Source organism: Treponema sp. OMZ 857 (genome assembly GCF_024181085.1).
Taxonomy (GTDB): Bacteria; Spirochaetota; Spirochaetia; order Treponematales; family Treponemataceae; genus Treponema.
This window is the reverse complement of record NZ_CP051147.1, coordinates 2,100,926-2,118,401: the sequence shown is the minus strand read 5'-3', so window position 1 is coordinate 2,118,401 and position 17,476 is coordinate 2,100,926. Positions and strand designations below refer to the sequence as shown.

The window sequence follows — 17,476 nt, the reverse complement described above, 5'->3', positions numbered from 1 at the left end:
GCCATGGATGGCGGGGGAATTAAACAGCAGCGAATTTGCTTTATAGCAAATTCGCCATCACTCAATGTACACGGATGTACATTGAGTGATGAAATGTCTGATGCGTTTGCTTGATTTCACTCTTCCATCGGCGCTTTGATGGGGGTATATACATAAAAGCCTTTTTTGGAGCGCAGGCCGAAAAGCTCGTGCAATACTTGCAGGTCGGCAGTTTTGTAGAATCGGGCATTTTCTGCGAGCAACGTTTTTAAGATTTCGTCGGCTACGGGCGGCTCTTTATATAAAACCTTTAACGAATACGTTTCTTTTATGCCTGCCTTGGTCGCGGCATAATTGACGGCATCGGTAAAACCGCCCAATTCATCAGCGAGCTGCAGCTCCTTCGCCTGTGTTCCGGAATAAATTTTCCCTTGAGCTAATTCTTCAACAGTTGCACGCGGGAGATTTCTGCCTTGCGCTACCGTATCTAAAAAGATTGAGTATGTATGCATAACTTCCAATTCCGATTGCGTTTTTTCTGCATCGGTCGGATTGCGGAAAATTGAGTAGGGCATACGGCCGGAAACACTGACTCCATCTACATGGATTCCGAAGTATTCTTGTACAGCCTTTTGGATAGATGGTGAAACGGCAAAGACACCGATTGAACCGGTAATGGTATATGGCGAGCAAAAAATATAATCGGCGGAAGATGCAATCCAATATGCTCCCGAGGCTGCTATATCACCCATCGACACAACAACAGGTTTACCGATTTTTTTGGACAGTCTATCTAAACTTCTTCGTATATCCTCAGAGGCGTTCACTTCTCCGCCGCCCGAATCAATCCGCAATACTACTGCTTTAATTGAATCGTCATCAGCAGCTTCGTCGAATAAATCTACGAGGGTAGGACTGTCCGCATTATCGGCAGTATTGCCGGTAGTTCCCGTAATCGAACCGGTTAAATAAATAACCCCGATCCGATTATCCGTTTCTTTCTTTTTAAAAGACTTATTATATTTGTTGTAGTTGATAAAATCCCGTGAAGAAAGGTCGTATGTTTCCTCATCCAATACACCGAGTTCAACGCCGCATTCTTCGTACGTGCCGATATCGGTGATTAGATTTGCATCAAGTGCCGCTTGGGCGCTGTTTCCGTTTACCTTCCGCAGTGCATCGTTATATCGTACCGTATATGTTTCGAAGAGGTTTGCGTCAGCGGCTCTATTAGCGGCTATATCCTGTAAGTATGTGTGCCATAAGTCTTTCAGTACGGATAGATTATTGTTACGCACTCCGGTAGACATTTCGGTACGTGAATAAGTTTCCGCCATCGACTTGAAAGCCCCCGCATGGGCAACATTCCATTGAACGCCGAGTTTATGTTCCATTTCGCCGTAGAAAAGCGATTCAGTGTAAAATCCCGATAAGTCTACCTCGCCCATAGGATCAAGGTAGATATGGTCGGCAAAAGAGGCAATGTAATAGCGCCCTAATCCGTAGCTTGTTGAAAATGCATAGAGCGGTTTATTGGAGTCCTTGTATTCAAGCAATGCCGTCTTTAATTCGGTAAAATGTCCTGTGGAAATACCGTAGAGACCGGTAAGATCGAGTAAAACTCCTGTTATCCGCCGGTCATGTGCGGCGTGGCGTAATGCATCGGTAATATCCGATAATAACACGGCATCGGAAGTTGTATCCGACAGCAGGTAATTCCGCCAGACAAATTCATCCGGTTTTTCGGTAAGGCGTCCTGCCGGATTAATCAATAAAAGGGAGTCGGCATAAACCGTAACGCGGGTATTTTTTTGTTTCCCCGTGCCGTCATTGTATTTGTAAATACCTGCAATAAATAGAAAAAGCAAAATGAAAAATATGAGATTAATAATAATCAGACGGATAAGATTCAAACCGCGAAAGAACAAATGAAAAAACCCGCGTTTTTTATCTTTCATAGGAAACTCCTTTGCTATAGCGCTTTCTAAAAAATTATTTCGGTAGAACTGTATTATCGGTGAAAGAAGCTTATGCGGTACGGGGTTGAATGAAAAGGGGCATCGGTTATCCGGAGGTATCTATTATTGTATACGTTCCGTATCTGATAAAAGGACTGCCCTGGGGGGGACTTGAACCCCCATGCCCGTGAAAGCACTAGTACCTGAAACTAGCGTGTCTACCAATTCCACCACCGGGGCAAAAAACGCATTGCAATGAACACATTATAGATAAAAAGAGGCTTTTGTCAATCGCTTTTTTTTGGTATACTTCAACAAATATGAGTGTATATCCGTCGGACAAACTATTTAAACTGTTGCGAGGCATTATCATCATTCTGATTACGGTTATTGTAGTCGGAACCGTTATCGCTGTTGTCAAAAAGACAAAAGAACGGGCTTCCGGCCGGCAGGATGAAGAATCGAATGCGGGCGCCGTCTATATTCCTCCTAAGGAATATGCGTTGTATGGTGACCTTGGTCAGCTTCGTGCCGTTACAGCCGATAATCCGCCGATCACTGTTATCCTCAAGCCTTTTCTTGAATATAAGGCATCGGATACCGCGTTTCAGGAAGAATTGGTTGCGAAAAAAGAAGTGCTGAAAAAAAACATACTCGATTGGTTCTCGCTCGAAAGTGCGTATCGGCTCAGCAGTGAATTGCCGCAAGATATAAAACGAGCGCTTATGGAACGGATAAATAAACAGCTCGTATTGGGACAGATTCATAATATCTATTTTGAGGAATTCGTTATTCTTTATTAAGGAAGGAAGCAATAAAAATGGTCGCAGTGCAGATTATTATCGCCGTTATTCCGATTGTCGGGATTGTGATGGGCAGCGTTTTGGTCTTTTTTTATTTTTTATGGCGGCATAGGCAGATTATGCTTCAGATTAAGACAAATACCTATATCCGTCCTATCGTGAATGTCCGCCTTTTTTGCTTGCTGTTAGGTATTATACTGACCGTTATCGGCTGCGTATTATTCGGCTTGTTCTATTTTATTGCCGGAATCGGCTATGTTTTACTCGGAGGTCTTATTCCGCTAGCGCTTGGCATCAGCCTTACGCTCTTTTACGCAATTACCCGCCGCAGCGGGGATAATGAAGTACGGAAGCCTGCTGCTTTGCCGGAAGGAAAAACGGAGGGATAGGCGATGAATACGACAACCGATTATGCCGCCATTTATAAAAAAGAAGGGCTTAATCAAACGCTGCGGGATTACGAGGTGTGCAAAGCGGTATTAAACGGCAATACGCAAGCTTTCGCCGTGTTGGCGGCGCAATATCAAAAACGGGTCTATATGCTCGGGTTGAGCTTTTTTGACAACACCGATGATTGTGAGGACTTTGTGCAGGATGTGATGCTGAAAGCATACTCTGCACTGGGAACGTTTCGGGCGGAAGCGCCGTTTGCAACATGGCTGATGCGTATCGCCTATAATACGGCGCTCAACTCGGTTAAAAAACGACGGAGCTATGCCTCACTTGCAGATGGTGCTGAAATTGAGTACCGGGGGGATAATCCCGAAGAAAAACATTTGAATGAATGTATCATCTTGTCAGTGCGTGAGGCGGTAAGTAATTTACCCGATAGCTACCGTATTTGTATTGACCTTTACTTCTTTTACGACATGAGCTATACCGACATTGCGGCAGTTACCGAACTGCCGTTGAATACGATTAAATCTCATATCTTCCGTGCAAAGAAAATTTTACGGGAATATCTTAAAGAAGACCGTGCGGTCTTTGAATACACGCATCGGGGATCGAGTTTTTCGTATCCGGCTGTTGTGCCCCATTAGCAATTAATGGATGGAGATTCTATGAATTGTGATATTTTTCAAGATCAGTATCTTTTACTCGATAAACATGAACCGCTTTCTGTCGGACTCAGGCTGCACCTTTTATGCTGTACGTCGTGTAGGCAAGCCGTTAACCGGATGGCAGCTGCAGAGAATGTTCAGCGGCAAATAGTGCATACCTCTACTGCAGTTGATGAGCGGATGCTGAATGCGACAATGAACGCAATACACTTGCTGAATAAACAGAGTACACCGGTTGCCGCCCGCCAGGGAAAAGACAAAACATTTCTGCCGTGGCTCGCTGTCGGTACGTTCTTGATACTCGGATTTATTCTCCTGCCGTTTAGCGATATGGGTAAAATCGATTTAAGCCAATTCGGCGATTCTTTTTGGATTCCCTTTGCGCTTTTATGTGCCGGCAGTATTGTTACCTATTCTGCAGTATTTCTTGCAAAGAACTTAGTGTTTTTTACCGAAAAATTTACGCCGCAAATGTAAGGCAGAGTACTGGTAAGCCGATTTTAAGAATTCGTTTTGCAACCTAGAGAAGCCTTTGTATATATATGGCGGAGATAACCGGGGAATTTTGATGTCTACAACAATGAGAATTATATATGTTTTCAGTATCAGTATACGGTGACAGCGGTGATAATGAAATCATCGATTTGTTCTATTCTTTCGATTGTTCCGTACCATTCGCCCGGCAGAACAGGAGGAAATCGATGAGTACTATCGTAACTATGACGCTTGAAGAAGTTATGAATGCACCGCTGACGCAGGAAGAGATATTGAATATCCGCCAAGCTGCCGCTAAAGTACCATCAAAGCAGACAGAATACGACCCTGAATGTCCAAAACAAACCAAAGAGGAACTTGCTCAATTCCGCCCGCTCAAAGAGGTAAAACCTGAACTGTATGCGAAACTTCATCCTGAATGGTGCAAATCTAGAAAGACGGAAATTCATATAAGAGTTGATACCGATGTTTTAGAATGGTACAAAGCGCAGGGCAAAGGATATCAGATAAAAATGAATGCCGTTTTATGCGCTCATGCGTTCGGGTAATCAACACCTTCGATGCAGAGTATCGAGGCAATGCTTATTCCTGTTGCAAAATGTTCAATATCTTTTCTTTATCGCTTGCAACAGTGTATTCCGTAAATGAATTTCTGTTTAGGTGTAACACGATGCTGCAAATTTCCATTAAAAATTCATAGTCGTGAGAAATAACAATAACGATTTTATCTTGTGCTTGCAATTCCCGTATTTTATCGGCTATAAGACGCATATTTTTTCCGTCTAAGCCGCTCGTCGGTTCGTCGAAAATGTACACATCCCTTTTTAATAATGAGGCGGCGGCGATTGCCAGCCGTTGTTTTTGTCCACCGGAGAGGATTTGCGGATGTGCATCCGCAACGGTGTCCAAGCAATAGTCTTTTAGGATTTCAGCGGTGTTGGCGGCGGGGTCGTTTAACCGCAGTTCTTCTGCAGCGGAAACTTCAAAAAGATTACTGTCAAGGTTATTTGACAAATAGTATATCGTTTTCCTCCGTGTACGGCTGTTGAGTTTTATGTCATTGCAGCTGTCTTTTCCGCACGAATAAATACTGCCGTGTTTTTCACGCAGCAGTCCGCTCAGTACTTTTGCGAAGGTGCTTTTACCGGCGCCGTTACCGCCGATGATGCCGTATATCGTGCCACTCATAAAACAATAGCTTAAATTTCTCAGTAACGATTGTCTGTTGTATGAAAAAGAGATGTTATCGATTTTCAGGCGCCGTGTTCCGGATATTGTTTTTCCGTGCGGTTCAATACAGTCAAGGGAATATAAGCGTAAGCCCTGCTGCTGAAAAAATTCAACCGGTGAATGTTCAAATATTTCCTTTGTATAGCAGCGGATAATTTTTCCGTCTTCTATGTAATAATACCGATCGATGATATCTTTGAGATAGTAGATTCGATGTTCGGAAACGATAAGCGTTTTTCCTTTCTTTTTTAACAAAGCCATTAATCGTTTTAGCGCTTCCACACTTGCCATATCAAGATTTGCAGAAGGCTCATCAAATACATAGACCGGCGGATCAAGTGCATTGATTGATGCAATCGCGACTTTCTGTCTTTCGCCGCTTGAAAGCTGAAACAGATTTCTTGTTCGTAACGTTTCACCGTTAATCATACGTAGAGAGTCGGTAATACGCTTGACAATTTCGGTACGTTCGATGCCGTAATTCTCCAAGCCGAATGCAATTTCATCTTCTACAACTTCTGCAAAAAACTGACTTTTTGGATTTTGAAAAATAGAGCCGATCATCCGCCCTATTTCATATAATTCCTTTTTGCTTGGGTCGATGCCGTTAAGCGATATACTGCCTTCCATTTTGCCTGAAAAAAATGTATAGGCAAGCCCGTTGAGGATTCGTGTTATCGTTGTTTTTCCGCATCCGCTCAATCCGATTAAAGCGACAGCCTCTCCATCTTGTATCTCCATCGTTATATCATCAAGATTTTCTTTTGACGATTGCAGATATGAATAGTAGATATGATCTAATGTAATCATTTTTAATACAGTTCCCAATAATATAATCCCGCGGATATAACAAGAGCGATCAGTGTGATAGTCCAATCGACGGCGGTAAATACGATAGCCCGCTTAGAGGTGTGTACTCCGGCAGCGGATATCCCCCGTACTTCCGCAGCAGCAGCTAATTCTTCCGCTGTTTTAGAAGCGGAAAACATCATTGGGATAAAGACATATTCCATGGTTTGCAGCGGTTTTGTTAAGGTAAATAATCCGCGCAATTTTAAGGACTCGATAATCTCTTTAAATTCATTTCCGATAATCGGAAAAAAACGCATCATAAAAATAAAAGACAACGCAATATTTCTATTGATTTTTAATTTGTTTATAACAGCTGTCAATTCTCCCGGCGGTGTTTTAATGACTGGAATAACCGATATAAGCACAGCGATCATTCGAGTGATAATAAATAAAAACATTTCCGGTAGTAGTGTTCCTAATCCGTTACCCTTTGAAATAAGCTGTATTGTTTGGACAATGAATAAAACAAAAACGCAGCGGAATATACTGCGATAGTGTTTTTGAAAAACGCCATACGCTGCCAATAAACCGATTAAACAGAAAAATACGGTATTCTTGGAAATAACCGACACCAAAAATACCGTACAAAAGAATATCGTCAATTTAGTACGGAAATCCATACCTAATTTAACAACCCTGTTTTTATAAAATGTTTTTTTAGCATTTTATTGCCGATATAGCAACCGAGCATTGCAGCAATAACGGTAAGGATTAACGAGATTGCGACCCATTTAGGATCGGTATAGTATTGCGTTTGTATATCTATTTGTTCCTTCGAAACACCGGTCTTTACAAAAGCATTATAGAAAAACCAAATTTCGCTCATACCGTGTGTGGCTCGTGTAAGTGAAGTAATAATCCACGCTATGGTAATTCGCTTGCAGTTCCGGTAGCTGTCTTTACCCCACATGGAAAGTTCGCCGATAATTCCTCCGACAAAAAACCAAGGGAACATAAACGGCCCCATAAAGACGGTTGTTAAAACAGCATGCAGCGTATTATAAATAAGAACTACGCCCGGCTTATTGACCTTCATTGCCATGTACACAAAAAACGGTGCGAGGATAAACGCTGCAAACACGGCATTCAACACCATATTAAAAAATAAGGACGCGCCGGTGATCATCGAGAATGCAATAAACACAACGATCATTATTGCCGAAAAAATACCGATCGTTGCCAAATCCTTTACGGATAACCTATTTGACATAATAATACCTCCAGGTAGGAAGATATTACCATCGGTTTACATTATTGTTCTTTCCGAATCGGACAAGTTGTACCAAATAAGGCGGATGGTTTTATTCGTGCTTGATTAATTTTTTATATTCGCTCGGACGCAAGTTATATGTCTGCTTAAAGGCTTCCGAAAATTTTGCATGACTTGAGTAGCCGATTTCCAAAGCAATTTCCGTAATGTTTGCGGAGGAGTTTTTAAGGAGATCAATTGCTTTTTGAAGCCGCGCTTTTTTGACCGTTTCGTGAATGGTTGTTCCATAAACCGATTTATAGCAGGTTTTCATTGTTGTCGTTTTAATATGAAAGACGGCGGAAAGCTGCGCATAACTGTAGTTTTTATTTGAGTTTTTTATGACAAACTGATGGAGGCGTTTGATAATTTCCCGATTGGTTTTTTGCGCGTATTCACGGTCGGTAAAATCGATGCCGCTTTTTAATATGCTTAAATACAAAAACAATTCCTGTATTTTTACTTTTAGATACGGAACGGCAATTTCTTCCGGCACGTGATACATTTCGTGAAATATATGATCAAGTTCGGGGGTTGCCCGTTTCAAAAAGAGGGTTCCGTTTTTACACAGGTGTTCTAAAATGATTCCGTAATCGATACAAAAATACTGCTGCAAGGTGCGGGCTTCTTCTCCTAATTCCGCCGGAATAATATAAATGCTGATACCGTGATAGTGCCGTATCGGAAACCGAGAATGCTGTGAACAATTTTCTAAAGGATTAATTGCAAAGTCACCGGCATTCATGCTGACCTGTGTTCCGTCTTTTAATATCGATTCAAATGTGCCTTCTCTGCAATGGTTCAGCTCGTATTGCTTGATATTGTTATTGGGCAGAGCCGCAGCGGAAGGTGGACATAATGTATCGGTATGGATGTCGTTAAACATAACATTCACACCGGGGAAAATACGATACGATGTAACGTAGCACATTCCGTTCCGTGTTTTGACGGTATGCACTGTTCCGTGCTGTAATTTTTTTACGGTTTTTATATCTCTGCCGTAGAGTTGGTTTAGGTAGTCCATTGAGTTACCCTATCACACTTTTGATAAAAGGCAGTACTGCGATAAGCGAAAAGATAAATATCGCACTGTAAGCTGCCAGCGAGAGCACTAATGCGGCGGTTTCTGCATATTTTTGTGTTTTCCCTATCCGTTTAAATAACCGCTGCCGTCCCGTCCATGCGAGGTATGCTGCAACGGTGATGGGAATTGCCATGCCCGCCGATATACCGATAACCGCAATGATACCGATACCCGCCGCATCCAACGTAGAAACCAGTACCAGCACGAGCAAAGCCGCAGGGCAGGGATATATGCCGCTGAGCAAAAAAGCGCCCCACTGTATATTTCCGGCTGTGCGGCTTTGCGAGCGGTAGTTTTTGTACCGTGCGGAACCGTAGTTGCCTGTGTTATATGCCGGGTTGCTGCTTTGATCGGATGCGAGTGAGCGGCGGCTGAAACGAAGCCGGGGAAACCGGTTGGGAAAAGCACCGGATAATAGATGCAAGATGGAAGCTACGGAAAGCAGCAGCAGCAGAATAAAGGAAAAACCTTCAAGGTAAATTGCCGCGGAATCGGTATGTGCGGATAACGCGCCGCTCACGTTACGAAAGATGAGCAGTAACAGGAGACTGGTTATGCCGTGCAGCCCCGCTAAGGTGAGGCTGGTTACAGCGGGCTCCCACACGGGGGCTTTTCTCGTCAGATAAAATGAGAACACCAGGGTTTTCCGGTGCCCCGGTCCCAGCGCATGCATAATCCCATAAAAGAAAGCAAGACTGATAATTGTCCAGAATGCTTGTACCGAATGTGTCTGCGTCCACTCATAGATGGAATCGCCGAGCTTTGTATGCAGCTGTGCTTGCCGGTTCACAATAAAATCAGCCGGTTTCTCCGTGCGGATGGGGGCAGGCGTATCCTTTTTGCCGGTAAAGGGGTTTGCCCAAAGAGCGCCGGTCAGAATACAGAATACAAACAAGATAACTCCGTATCGCATCGTGCAGTGTTCCTTAGTAGGTAATATGAATTTCTTTTGGGTAGTACGTTTGCAATCCCGGCTTCCACGAATTGTACGTAGCCGTCATGTCGGCAGTATCGAAAGGATCGTAGTACACAGGATATTTTTTATTTTCGGCAATGGTATATGTCGGTACAGTCTTACCGGAAGCTCCGCGGAATAGTACCGGTGTTTTTTCATCATACCGGAAATCGCAGAAAAAGCTGTAATCGTATACGGCAAAATAAAAATCACCGCTGTATTTTGACAAATCGACATAAAATCGATACGAAGCGATGCCGTCTTTTTGCCATACGGAAAAATCGCTCACCTTTTCGGGGCTATGGCGCTTATCTCCCTGCCGGATAAAGGTAAAATATGAGTAGTTTTTAGTGTTGATAAAGGCATTGTCATAGACATCTTTTGTTTCAGCTTTATCAAACAGACCGTCTCGGTTCAGATCATAGCCCTGAATAATATCCGCACTGAAAAACCGGTCAAACGTCCATGTTTCATACGCGCCCTGAATTTTCCCGTCATTTACTATAAACTCGGTTTGAGTAGAAATGGAGAGGTGCGGATGGGCTATCAGTTGAACCGGTGTTGACAACAGCAAGGTACTCAGCAAAATCGAAATGCATACTATTTTTTTATGTGTATACCGTATCATTCTTTATACCTCAGGTAGTTTTTTCATTGGAATATAAGGCGGATATAAAAAAAGAGTCCTTACTGAGGACTCTTTTTAATAAGAATAAAAAACGGATGCTTAGACTTTCTTAACAACATAGTTGCTCTTTAAGCAGCGGGAACACAGTTTCAGGGTTAACGTTCTTCCGTCAATTTCCGTTTTTACGTCGATAAGGTTGGGGCGCCATACGCGGCGTTGGTGATTCATCGATTTACTAACCGTATTACCGCTCATCGGCCCTTTTCCACAAATATCGCATCTGCGTGCCATAGTTCACCTTCCTTAGCTTTATCTATTATCAGCATTCAAAATAAAACGGTAAATAGTATACCGTAAAAGGAATATTATGTAAAGGGGGCAATAAATATCAATCTTGAAACTGAGGGGCAAACGCTGCAACAAACTTCGGTATGAGTTGTTCGGCAATTCCTTCTATATAAAGACCTGCGGCCTGCTTATGCCCGCCGCCGCCGAACGAAGAGGCAATAATACTGACATCAACAGTATCGAGGGATCGGAAACCGACGCTGCAATGTGTTTCGGTATCCTGCCGGACAATACAAATCGCTTTTACCCCTGCGATGCTCTGGATAAGCTGATATGCCATATCGGAATCCCTGTTTTCGATGCCGATTTCTTGTTTATCTTGATACGTTTCATACGAAACGATGAGCCTTCCGTCATAATACGGCTTCATACGGGCTAATACGCGCGAGATAAGTGTCCGCGACCCGAATGACTTACCGCCGTTAATCGCTGCAAAGGTGTATTTCGGGTTTGCTCCTGCCTGTACGAGCCGCGCAGTATGAGCAAATACCTCGCCGCTCCGTTCATCCAAGTGACGGAAAAAACCCGTGTCGGTACAAAGTCCGAAAAACAGCATCTCCGCTTCCTCTCGTGTTACGGAGCCCGTCATCGCTTCGATAATCGTTTGGATGATAAATGTTGTTGAAGGGGCATCTGCATATACAAGAGAGCCGGCTTCGTTTGTCGTATTGGTAGCGTGATGATCAATGCAAATTGAAGGAAAGTTTTTTAATTGTTCGGCAATGTCGCCCGTCCGGTCTATTCCCGAACAGTCAACGATGATAACCCCTGTGTTCTCAGGGCGTTTGATGAGCGCTTCCGGTACCTGTGCAGAAAAAAGCGGTTCATACATCCGAATTTCCGGCCGTTGAAATGGTCCGGCAGAAAGTAACTGCGTTTTTTTTCCCAACCGTTGTAAGAAAAGGGACATCGCAATACTGCTTCCGATGCAATCTCCATCGGGTTCTTTATGACCGGCTATGAGGAACATCGGGTATGAATGTAAAAAATCGATTAATTTCTGCGGAACGGCAGGTGTAATAATATTAGTCATGAATAACCTAGTTTAAATGGAAGATAGGCATATAGTCTCAAGCCGATGGGGAGCTCTGAAAATCAATCACATTTTTAGAGCTCCTTATGCCTGGGTACCTCCAAAAACTCGGTTAGATTTTTAGAGGCCCCCATCTATTTTTGATACGGATTAGAACTCAAGTGCGAGCGATTCTACTCCGTCAAATTTATCATTATATTGTTGAGGATTCGGCAATATACCCCATATTTGAGATCCTATATCTTTCGGGGTAGAAATTCTCACATATTCACATTTTCCGTCACGGATAAAGAAAGACAGGTACGGATTAATACGGGTATTGATAAATGAAATATCCGCCTTGTTTTCTTTTGGGCTGAACCATGTGAACGGGATAAACGCCTCTCCGGTCTCTAATCCCGCTCGCCGATAGATAACATAGTACCCTTTTGGGTGGGAAAATATCTTCAAAAGCTGAGTGTTGACATAATATATATCAGCTTCTTTTGATTCGGCTGCAAGCGGAAATACACTCACTGCTCCGAACAGTAAAACACAAAAAATGAAACAACGGCATATCCTTTTCATAAAATTCCTCCGGAATTATAATAGTGAAATTATAACAATGGATATAAAAAATTGCAAGCATATGCATTACCTCCGAATGTACTCACTGTAGGGGCTCTCTAAAAAATCGGGTGAGTTTTTATAGGTTCCCTGTACACGCAGTGTCTTTTGTGATTGTATAGCGGCATGAATAAAACTTCTTCCCATGAATCCATAGGACGTAATACCTGCTTTACCTTTTCACGTTCCGGCGGAAAAGGCAGACAGAAAGAACAAGATAATCGTATTATGACTGCCGGAACAAAATTTGAAAAGAAACACAAACGGGATTTCGGACGGGAAAAAATTACAGTCCTGTATGAAGATGAGGATCTTGCGGTGATTTACAAGCCTGATGGGATGCTTTCCGTGCCGTATCCGGGAAGTAGGGCGCAGACTGCTCTCGAAGTTCTTGAGCGGATGATGCGCAAAAAAGGAACATATTCTCAAGCCCATAGACCCTTTGCGGTTCACCGGCTTGATAGAGAAACATCGGGAGTGATGATGTTTGCAATGACGGAAAAAGCTCAAAAAAAGATTATGGATCATTGGCAGACTCTGGTAACGGGGCGTATTTACCGTGCCGTTGCGGAAAATCCTGTGCAAGGGAATGCTGCGCGTGGAAATCTTAGTGTAATGAAAAACAGAGGCACCATTAACGACGAAATTGCATACAATGCGCACAATAGAGGTTTTGTTCCGTATGATAAAGCCCGCTTTAAGACGGTAAGTGCTGTAACTCATTACAAAATAATTGAACGCGGAACGCATCATACGCTTTTTGAATTAAGCCTTGAAACGGGACGAAAGAATCAAATCCGGGCGCATTTGGCATCGAAAGGGTATGTCCTTGCCGGAGATGAAAATTATCGAGCAAAGACCAATCCTTTCGGACGGCTTGCCCTCCATGCACGGACGCTTGAATTTAATCACCCATTTACGGGAGAACCGTTGAAATTTGAAATCCCCGAACCGAAAGAATGGCTTTTATACGTTAAAAATGGATAAGGTAAACACATCAGACCGATAGATCAAATTCCGCAGAATAATAGGCTGAGCGACCATTTGAACCATCTTCAACTGTTGTACATCCGTGTACAACAGTTGAAGGCGAGTTTTGTGCACGCACAAAACATCGCTGCTGTATGAAACTACTGCCATCCTTGGCAGTTCTGGTCGAATAGTATCAATTTTTTCGCGGGGCAGTAAAAATAACCTGATGCGATTGCCTTGTCACTGGGAGAGGTTTTCGGGTATAGTGTTTGCCGTTTTGAGGCCTTATGTTTACAAAAGATTTCGATTTTGAACTTCCGAAAGAATTGATTGCGCAATATCCTTCAGCCGAACGCGGAAATGACCGGCTGCTTGTGTTACATAGACGGACGGGGGCATTAACCGATGCGATGTTCTCCGACTTACCTGATTTTTTACCGCCTGATTGTTTAATGGTGTTTAACAATACAAAAGTGCGTCATGCCCGTTTGTATGCCCATACCGGTACCGGCGAGACTGAGTTTTTGTTAATTGAGCCGCTCGACGAAGGCTTTGTGTGGAAAACCATTGTAAAGCGTGCCAAGCGGCAGCGGGAAGGGAAGGAGTACACCTTTAACGACGGCACCCGTGCCGTGCTGATTCCTCCTCCTTCCCCCAATGCAGCGGAACCTGATTGCAAATATGTACGCTTTGACCGCTGCATTGATGACCGTTGGCTGGAAGCCAACGGTCATATCCCGCTGCCTCCGTACATCAAGCGCGGCGACACAAATGAAGATGCCGCGCGGTACCAGACAGTATACGCACAGAACACCGGTTCGGTTGCGGCGCCTACCGCCGGACTCCACTTTACGGAGCCGATTTTACAGGAACTGGATAAGCGGCATATAGCGCGTACCGCTGTAACACTGCACGTCGGCCTCGGTACGTTTTTGCCGGTGCGGACGGAAGTAGTCGAAGAACACACGATGCATTCCGAAAAGTTCTTTATTTCCAATGAAACGGCTGCAACAGTGGAAGCGGCACACCGCAACGGCAAGACCATTCTCGCTGTAGGCACCACTTCGGTACGGACGCTTGAATCCGCATGGAAATCCGATACGCAGCAGTTGAGCCGCGGAATGCAGGCAACAAATATATTTATCTATCCCGGCTTTCAGTTCGGGCTTACCGGAGCGCTGCTTACCAACTTCCATACGCCGCAGTCGAGTCTTGTTATGCTGGTATCCGCATTTGCCGGTCGCGACAACATCTTTGCAGCTTACCGCCATGCAATAGAAAAAAAATATCGCTTTTTCTCTTACGGCGATGCCATGCTCATTCTTTAAGAACCGTGGTAATGGACTAGGGCAGCCGTATTGGCAATATTTTAAGCGGTTACCTGTCTTCTGTGCGGAATTTTATGCAAGATTATGCATATTTTTTGAATATTTTTTATTTTTATTGACTTTTTTGAATATTTATGCACTATTACTCCATAGGTGACATAAGTGAAACAGCGGCTGACAAGATTAAAAACAATCAGAAAACTAATAAAATCATATCCGATTGAATCTCAAGAAATGCTGCTCGGTTATTTGGATCGTGAAGGCTTTTCCGTTACTCAGGCGACCTTGTCGCGTGATTTAAAGATGCTCAAGGTGAGCAAGGTTTCCAATGGAAAGGGTGATTATGTTTATACAGTGCCGAGCGATGACCATCCTCGTGAAACCGAGCAGGCGGGTATTCAAGATTTTTTACGCGGGTATATTTCTATAGATTATTCCGGAAATATGGCGGTTATTAAAACATATTCGGGGCATACCGAACTGATTTCGATGGCGCTTGAAAATATGGGCTTCGACTCTGTTCTCGGTATCATTGCTGGCCGTGATAATTGCGTGTTTATTTGTTTGAGGGAAGGAGTAAGCGGCGAGCAGTTTCTGCGTGAGCTGAAAGACCGGATCCCCGAATTGGAAGACTGAGAGCTAAGAATTCAGTTGGTTTTTAGGGGCGGCTTGATAGTGCTTTAAGATATGATGCTGAAATGCCGATACCATAGAAGTATGAAAAGCGTTTGTTTTAGGATACCTTCCTGTCTTATAGGAAGTATTCTCGTATGCATAAGTATGGCGGCTGTTTTCGGAGCCGATGCCTCCGTACCGAATTCAACGACGGTCAAAAAAGATGGCGAGAGTAAAGAATCCGTTATTACGGTCGAAACGGTAGCCGGTGAAAATCCGAAAACCGTGCATCTTTATCCTTTGGATCAAATACCGGATTCTGCTGAAATTCGTGAAGCGATTACAACCTCATGGTTTTCTGCGCCGATTGAAAAAGTCGTCAAAAAGGCTCCTGAATTGCATACGGATTCAAAAGGAAATACGTTTACGGTATCGGGAAAGTATGCTGAAGACGGTAAGGATGTCTACATTATTTCTATTGTTCCCAATCTTACCGATTACAGTTTGCCGGAGCATAATCTCGTACCGCAAGGGACATGGATGCTGTACCGAAGGGTTGATACCGGTGCCCCTTTGTTGATCAAGATATATCCGCGCGAAAATCCCGCTCTGTCGGTGTCTCTTCGTCCTGCAAGTCAAAAAGCTTACAGCGGTAAGTCGTTTATCGATATATGTCTTTTTAATGCTTATGTGCGTAAAGATATCGCTATAGGCGTCCCTTTTGAAACACTCTATCATATTTCGCTTTTACGGTTGAAGGCATTGAGTCAGTCAATCATTCCATGGGATTTATTTAATCCGCCGCGTGATAACAGCTCCGTTAAAACGATGTCGCGCATAGTTGAAAACCTTCGGTATCGGTTGGTGTGGCTGAAAGACAGCTGCTTTGATCATGACGGAAAGCCCGTACATATTAGTAACTCGCAGCCTCAAACCGAATCGGAAATAACGGCTGCAATGAATATCGACCAGATCCGCTCTGAAGTAATCGGAGGGGTTGATTCGGCCGGTTTTGCAAAGTGGATTATTGATGGGATTATTCGTCCTGTTGCAGGGCAGGGGGCGGTTGTTGAAGCTTTGAAGCGTGAGACCGATGCGCCTAAAACTCATTTTACAAGACCGTATCTGGATACCCAAAATGTCTTTTTCGGATTGGATTGGATACGAAATCTCGGTGCCGCCGCGTTAAGCTTAAATTTGAAGCGTACCGTTTATCCCGACTCTTCCGGTTTGGATGTAAACAGCTGTCCTTTTGCGCTTACCGGTGCGGCGATTCCGATGGGGGCAAGTGCAAAAAACAGATCGGTAAAACAACCTGCTTTTTTGGGGTATCAACGATATGCAGGGTATCAAACGTCGTATCTTTTACCGCTTTTATATTATTTGACCATCGTCGAACCCGATCATTTTTATCTTGCATGTATTAGCACGGTGTCTTCGGCTACGGAGCTGCGAATGTATGACCGGATAGCTGTATTCTTCCCGTATTTTGACAGTTTGGGAGAATTCCATCTTGACATATATGAAGATGGCGGGAAGGTACCGGTTGATGCATTTATCGAAAAAAATAAAGATGCTTATACGGCGATGATACGGGTACGGGCTCCGGAAGCAGGTCTCTTTAATCCGTAAAATTTTCATTGAGTCCTTGACACTTTCTTATTCTTCTGGTATTCTCAAGCGTCTTTATGCTTCTGTAGCTCAGTCGGCAGAGCACAACCATGGTAAGGTTGGGGTCAGCGGTTCGATTCCGCTCGGAAGCTTTTTTGTTTTTATTAGGAGGTTTGTGATGGCTAAGAAAACATCTGTTGAGCTTATCGCATTACAATGTACTGAATGTAAGCGGAAGAACTACACTACCGCAAAGAATCGGAAGAATATTCAAGGCAAGCTTGAGTTAAGTAAATATTGTCCGTTTGATCGTAAGCATACCGTACATAAAGAAACAAAAGTTAAATAAGTATTTGAAGTCCGACTGATTGCAATGGCCTGCGACTTTTGAATAGAGGTCAGTAGCTCTAATGGTAGAGCGTCGGTCTCCAAAACCGAATGTTGAGGGTTCGAGTCCTTCCTGGCCTGTTTCATAAATAAGGGGTAGATATGTCAAAAATAATTACTTTTGGAAAAGAATGTGTTGCTGAACTGCGTAAGGTGGTTTGGCCTACTCGTGATGATGTTGTTTCTGCTGTGAAGGTTGTTATCGTATCTACTATTCTTGTTGCTGTTTTTCTCGGTATTGTTGATACTTTCTTTGTCGCTTGCCTCGGCTGGTTCTTTTAA

General features: G+C 43.5%; 21 protein-coding genes and 3 tRNA genes. 13 read left to right on the top strand and 11 right to left on the bottom strand.

Features of this window, described 5'->3' with window-relative positions; translation table 11 throughout:
* Nucleotides 1–116: 116 nt before the first annotated feature.
* Both sppA and E4N66_RS09560 read right to left on the bottom strand, forming a co-directional pair.
* A complete protein-coding gene (sppA, locus tag E4N66_RS09565) occupies nt 117–1,937 on the bottom strand; it encodes a signal peptide peptidase SppA (RefSeq protein WP_253727837.1) in 1,821 nt (606 codons plus the stop codon).
* Nucleotides 1,938–2,093: 156 nt separating this feature from the next.
* Nucleotides 2,094–2,177 (bottom strand) — tRNA-Leu (locus tag E4N66_RS09560).
* 80 nt (nt 2,178–2,257) lie between these two features.
* Between E4N66_RS09560 and E4N66_RS09555 the strand changes: the two genes are divergently transcribed.
* The 5 genes from E4N66_RS09555 (at nt 2,258) to E4N66_RS09535 (ending at nt 4,844) form a co-directional block, all read left to right on the top strand.
* Nucleotides 2,258–2,740, top strand: coding sequence for a flagellar basal body-associated FliL family protein (locus E4N66_RS09555; protein ID WP_253673976.1), 483 nt, complete (start codon nt 2,258–2,260; stop codon nt 2,738–2,740).
* A 17-nt stretch (nt 2,741–2,757) separates the two neighbouring features.
* Complete coding sequence (locus E4N66_RS09550) at nt 2,758–3,129, top strand: hypothetical protein (protein WP_044013374.1); 372 nt, start codon at nt 2,758–2,760, stop codon at nt 3,127–3,129.
* 3 nt (nt 3,130–3,132) lie between these two features.
* Complete coding sequence (locus tag E4N66_RS09545) at nt 3,133–3,780, top strand: RNA polymerase sigma factor (protein WP_253727836.1); 648 nt, start codon at nt 3,133–3,135, stop codon at nt 3,778–3,780.
* A gap of 21 nt (nt 3,781–3,801) precedes the next feature.
* On the top strand, nt 3,802–4,278 hold the full coding sequence (locus E4N66_RS09540) for a hypothetical protein (protein ID WP_253727835.1): 477 nt from the start codon (nt 3,802–3,804) through the stop codon (nt 4,276–4,278).
* 224 nt (nt 4,279–4,502) lie between these two features.
* Complete coding sequence (locus E4N66_RS09535; protein WP_253727834.1) at nt 4,503–4,844, top strand: BrnA antitoxin family protein; 342 nt, start codon at nt 4,503–4,505, stop codon at nt 4,842–4,844.
* Between the two features lie 34 nt (nt 4,845–4,878).
* Here the strand turns inward: E4N66_RS09535 and E4N66_RS09530 are convergent, their stop codons facing one another.
* The 9 genes from E4N66_RS09530 to E4N66_RS09490 all read right to left on the bottom strand — a co-directional run bounded on the left by E4N66_RS09530 (nt 4,879) and on the right by E4N66_RS09490 (nt 12,242).
* Complete coding sequence (locus E4N66_RS09530; protein ID WP_253727833.1) at nt 4,879–6,336, bottom strand: ABC transporter ATP-binding protein; 1,458 nt, start codon at nt 6,334–6,336, stop codon at nt 4,879–4,881.
* 2 nt (nt 6,337–6,338) lie between these two features.
* Nucleotides 6,339–6,998, bottom strand: coding sequence for an energy-coupling factor transporter transmembrane component T family protein (locus E4N66_RS09525; protein ID WP_253727832.1), 660 nt, complete (start codon nt 6,996–6,998; stop codon nt 6,339–6,341).
* A 2-nt stretch (nt 6,999–7,000) separates the two neighbouring features.
* Entirely contained in the window at nt 7,001–7,588 is a 588-nt protein-coding gene (locus E4N66_RS09520; RefSeq protein ID WP_016518357.1) for an MptD family putative ECF transporter S component, read from the bottom strand.
* Between the two features lie 91 nt (nt 7,589–7,679).
* On the bottom strand, nt 7,680–8,651 hold the full coding sequence (locus tag E4N66_RS09515) for a helix-turn-helix domain-containing protein (protein ID WP_253727831.1): 972 nt from the start codon (nt 8,649–8,651) through the stop codon (nt 7,680–7,682).
* Nucleotides 8,652–8,655: 4 nt separating this feature from the next.
* The gene (locus tag E4N66_RS09510; RefSeq protein ID WP_253727830.1) at nt 8,656–9,624 is read right to left on the bottom strand and encodes a HoxN/HupN/NixA family nickel/cobalt transporter; all 969 of its coding nucleotides are present in this window, start codon (nt 9,622–9,624) and stop codon (nt 8,656–8,658) included.
* A 13-nt stretch (nt 9,625–9,637) separates the two neighbouring features.
* Nucleotides 9,638–10,294, bottom strand: a complete 657-nt coding sequence (locus tag E4N66_RS09505) for a DUF1007 family protein (RefSeq protein ID WP_253673982.1) — start codon at nt 10,292–10,294, stop codon at nt 9,638–9,640.
* 99 nt (nt 10,295–10,393) lie between these two features.
* Nucleotides 10,394–10,585 (bottom strand): 50S ribosomal protein L28, encoded by a 192-nt coding sequence (gene rpmB / locus E4N66_RS09500; protein WP_006189625.1) that lies wholly within the window; start codon nt 10,583–10,585, stop codon nt 10,394–10,396.
* 97 nt (nt 10,586–10,682) lie between these two features.
* Entirely contained in the window at nt 10,683–11,675 is a 993-nt protein-coding gene (locus tag E4N66_RS09495) for a DHH family phosphoesterase (protein ID WP_253727829.1), read from the bottom strand.
* A 150-nt stretch (nt 11,676–11,825) separates the two neighbouring features.
* A complete protein-coding gene (locus tag E4N66_RS09490; RefSeq protein ID WP_044013347.1) occupies nt 11,826–12,242 on the bottom strand; it encodes a hypothetical protein in 417 nt (138 codons plus the stop codon).
* Nucleotides 12,243–12,407: 165 nt separating this feature from the next.
* Here E4N66_RS09490 and E4N66_RS09485 point away from each other — a divergent pair, with 165 nt between their 5' ends.
* The 8 genes from E4N66_RS09485 (at nt 12,408) to secE (ending at nt 17,476) form a co-directional block, all read left to right on the top strand.
* Nucleotides 12,408–13,268 (top strand): RluA family pseudouridine synthase, encoded by an 861-nt coding sequence (locus tag E4N66_RS09485; RefSeq protein ID WP_253727828.1) that lies wholly within the window; start codon nt 12,408–12,410, stop codon nt 13,266–13,268.
* A gap of 272 nt (nt 13,269–13,540) precedes the next feature.
* The gene (queA, locus tag E4N66_RS09480) at nt 13,541–14,581 is read left to right on the top strand and encodes a tRNA preQ1(34) S-adenosylmethionine ribosyltransferase-isomerase QueA (RefSeq protein ID WP_253727827.1); all 1,041 of its coding nucleotides are present in this window, start codon (nt 13,541–13,543) and stop codon (nt 14,579–14,581) included.
* Between the two features lie 162 nt (nt 14,582–14,743).
* Nucleotides 14,744–15,217, top strand: coding sequence for an arginine repressor (locus E4N66_RS09475; RefSeq protein WP_253727826.1), 474 nt, complete (start codon nt 14,744–14,746; stop codon nt 15,215–15,217).
* Between the two features lie 144 nt (nt 15,218–15,361).
* Entirely contained in the window at nt 15,362–16,828 is a 1,467-nt protein-coding gene (locus E4N66_RS09470) for a hypothetical protein (RefSeq protein ID WP_253727825.1), read from the top strand.
* Between the two features lie 58 nt (nt 16,829–16,886).
* Nucleotides 16,887–16,959 (top strand) — tRNA-Thr (locus tag E4N66_RS09465).
* Nucleotides 16,960–16,985: 26 nt separating this feature from the next.
* Nucleotides 16,986–17,156, top strand: coding sequence for a 50S ribosomal protein L33 (gene rpmG, locus E4N66_RS09460; protein WP_016523242.1), 171 nt, complete (start codon nt 16,986–16,988; stop codon nt 17,154–17,156).
* A 46-nt stretch (nt 17,157–17,202) separates the two neighbouring features.
* A tRNA-Trp gene (locus E4N66_RS09455) sits at nt 17,203–17,275 on the top strand.
* 21 nt (nt 17,276–17,296) lie between these two features.
* Nucleotides 17,297–17,476, top strand: coding sequence for a preprotein translocase subunit SecE (gene secE, locus E4N66_RS09450; RefSeq protein WP_044013336.1), 180 nt, complete (start codon nt 17,297–17,299; stop codon nt 17,474–17,476).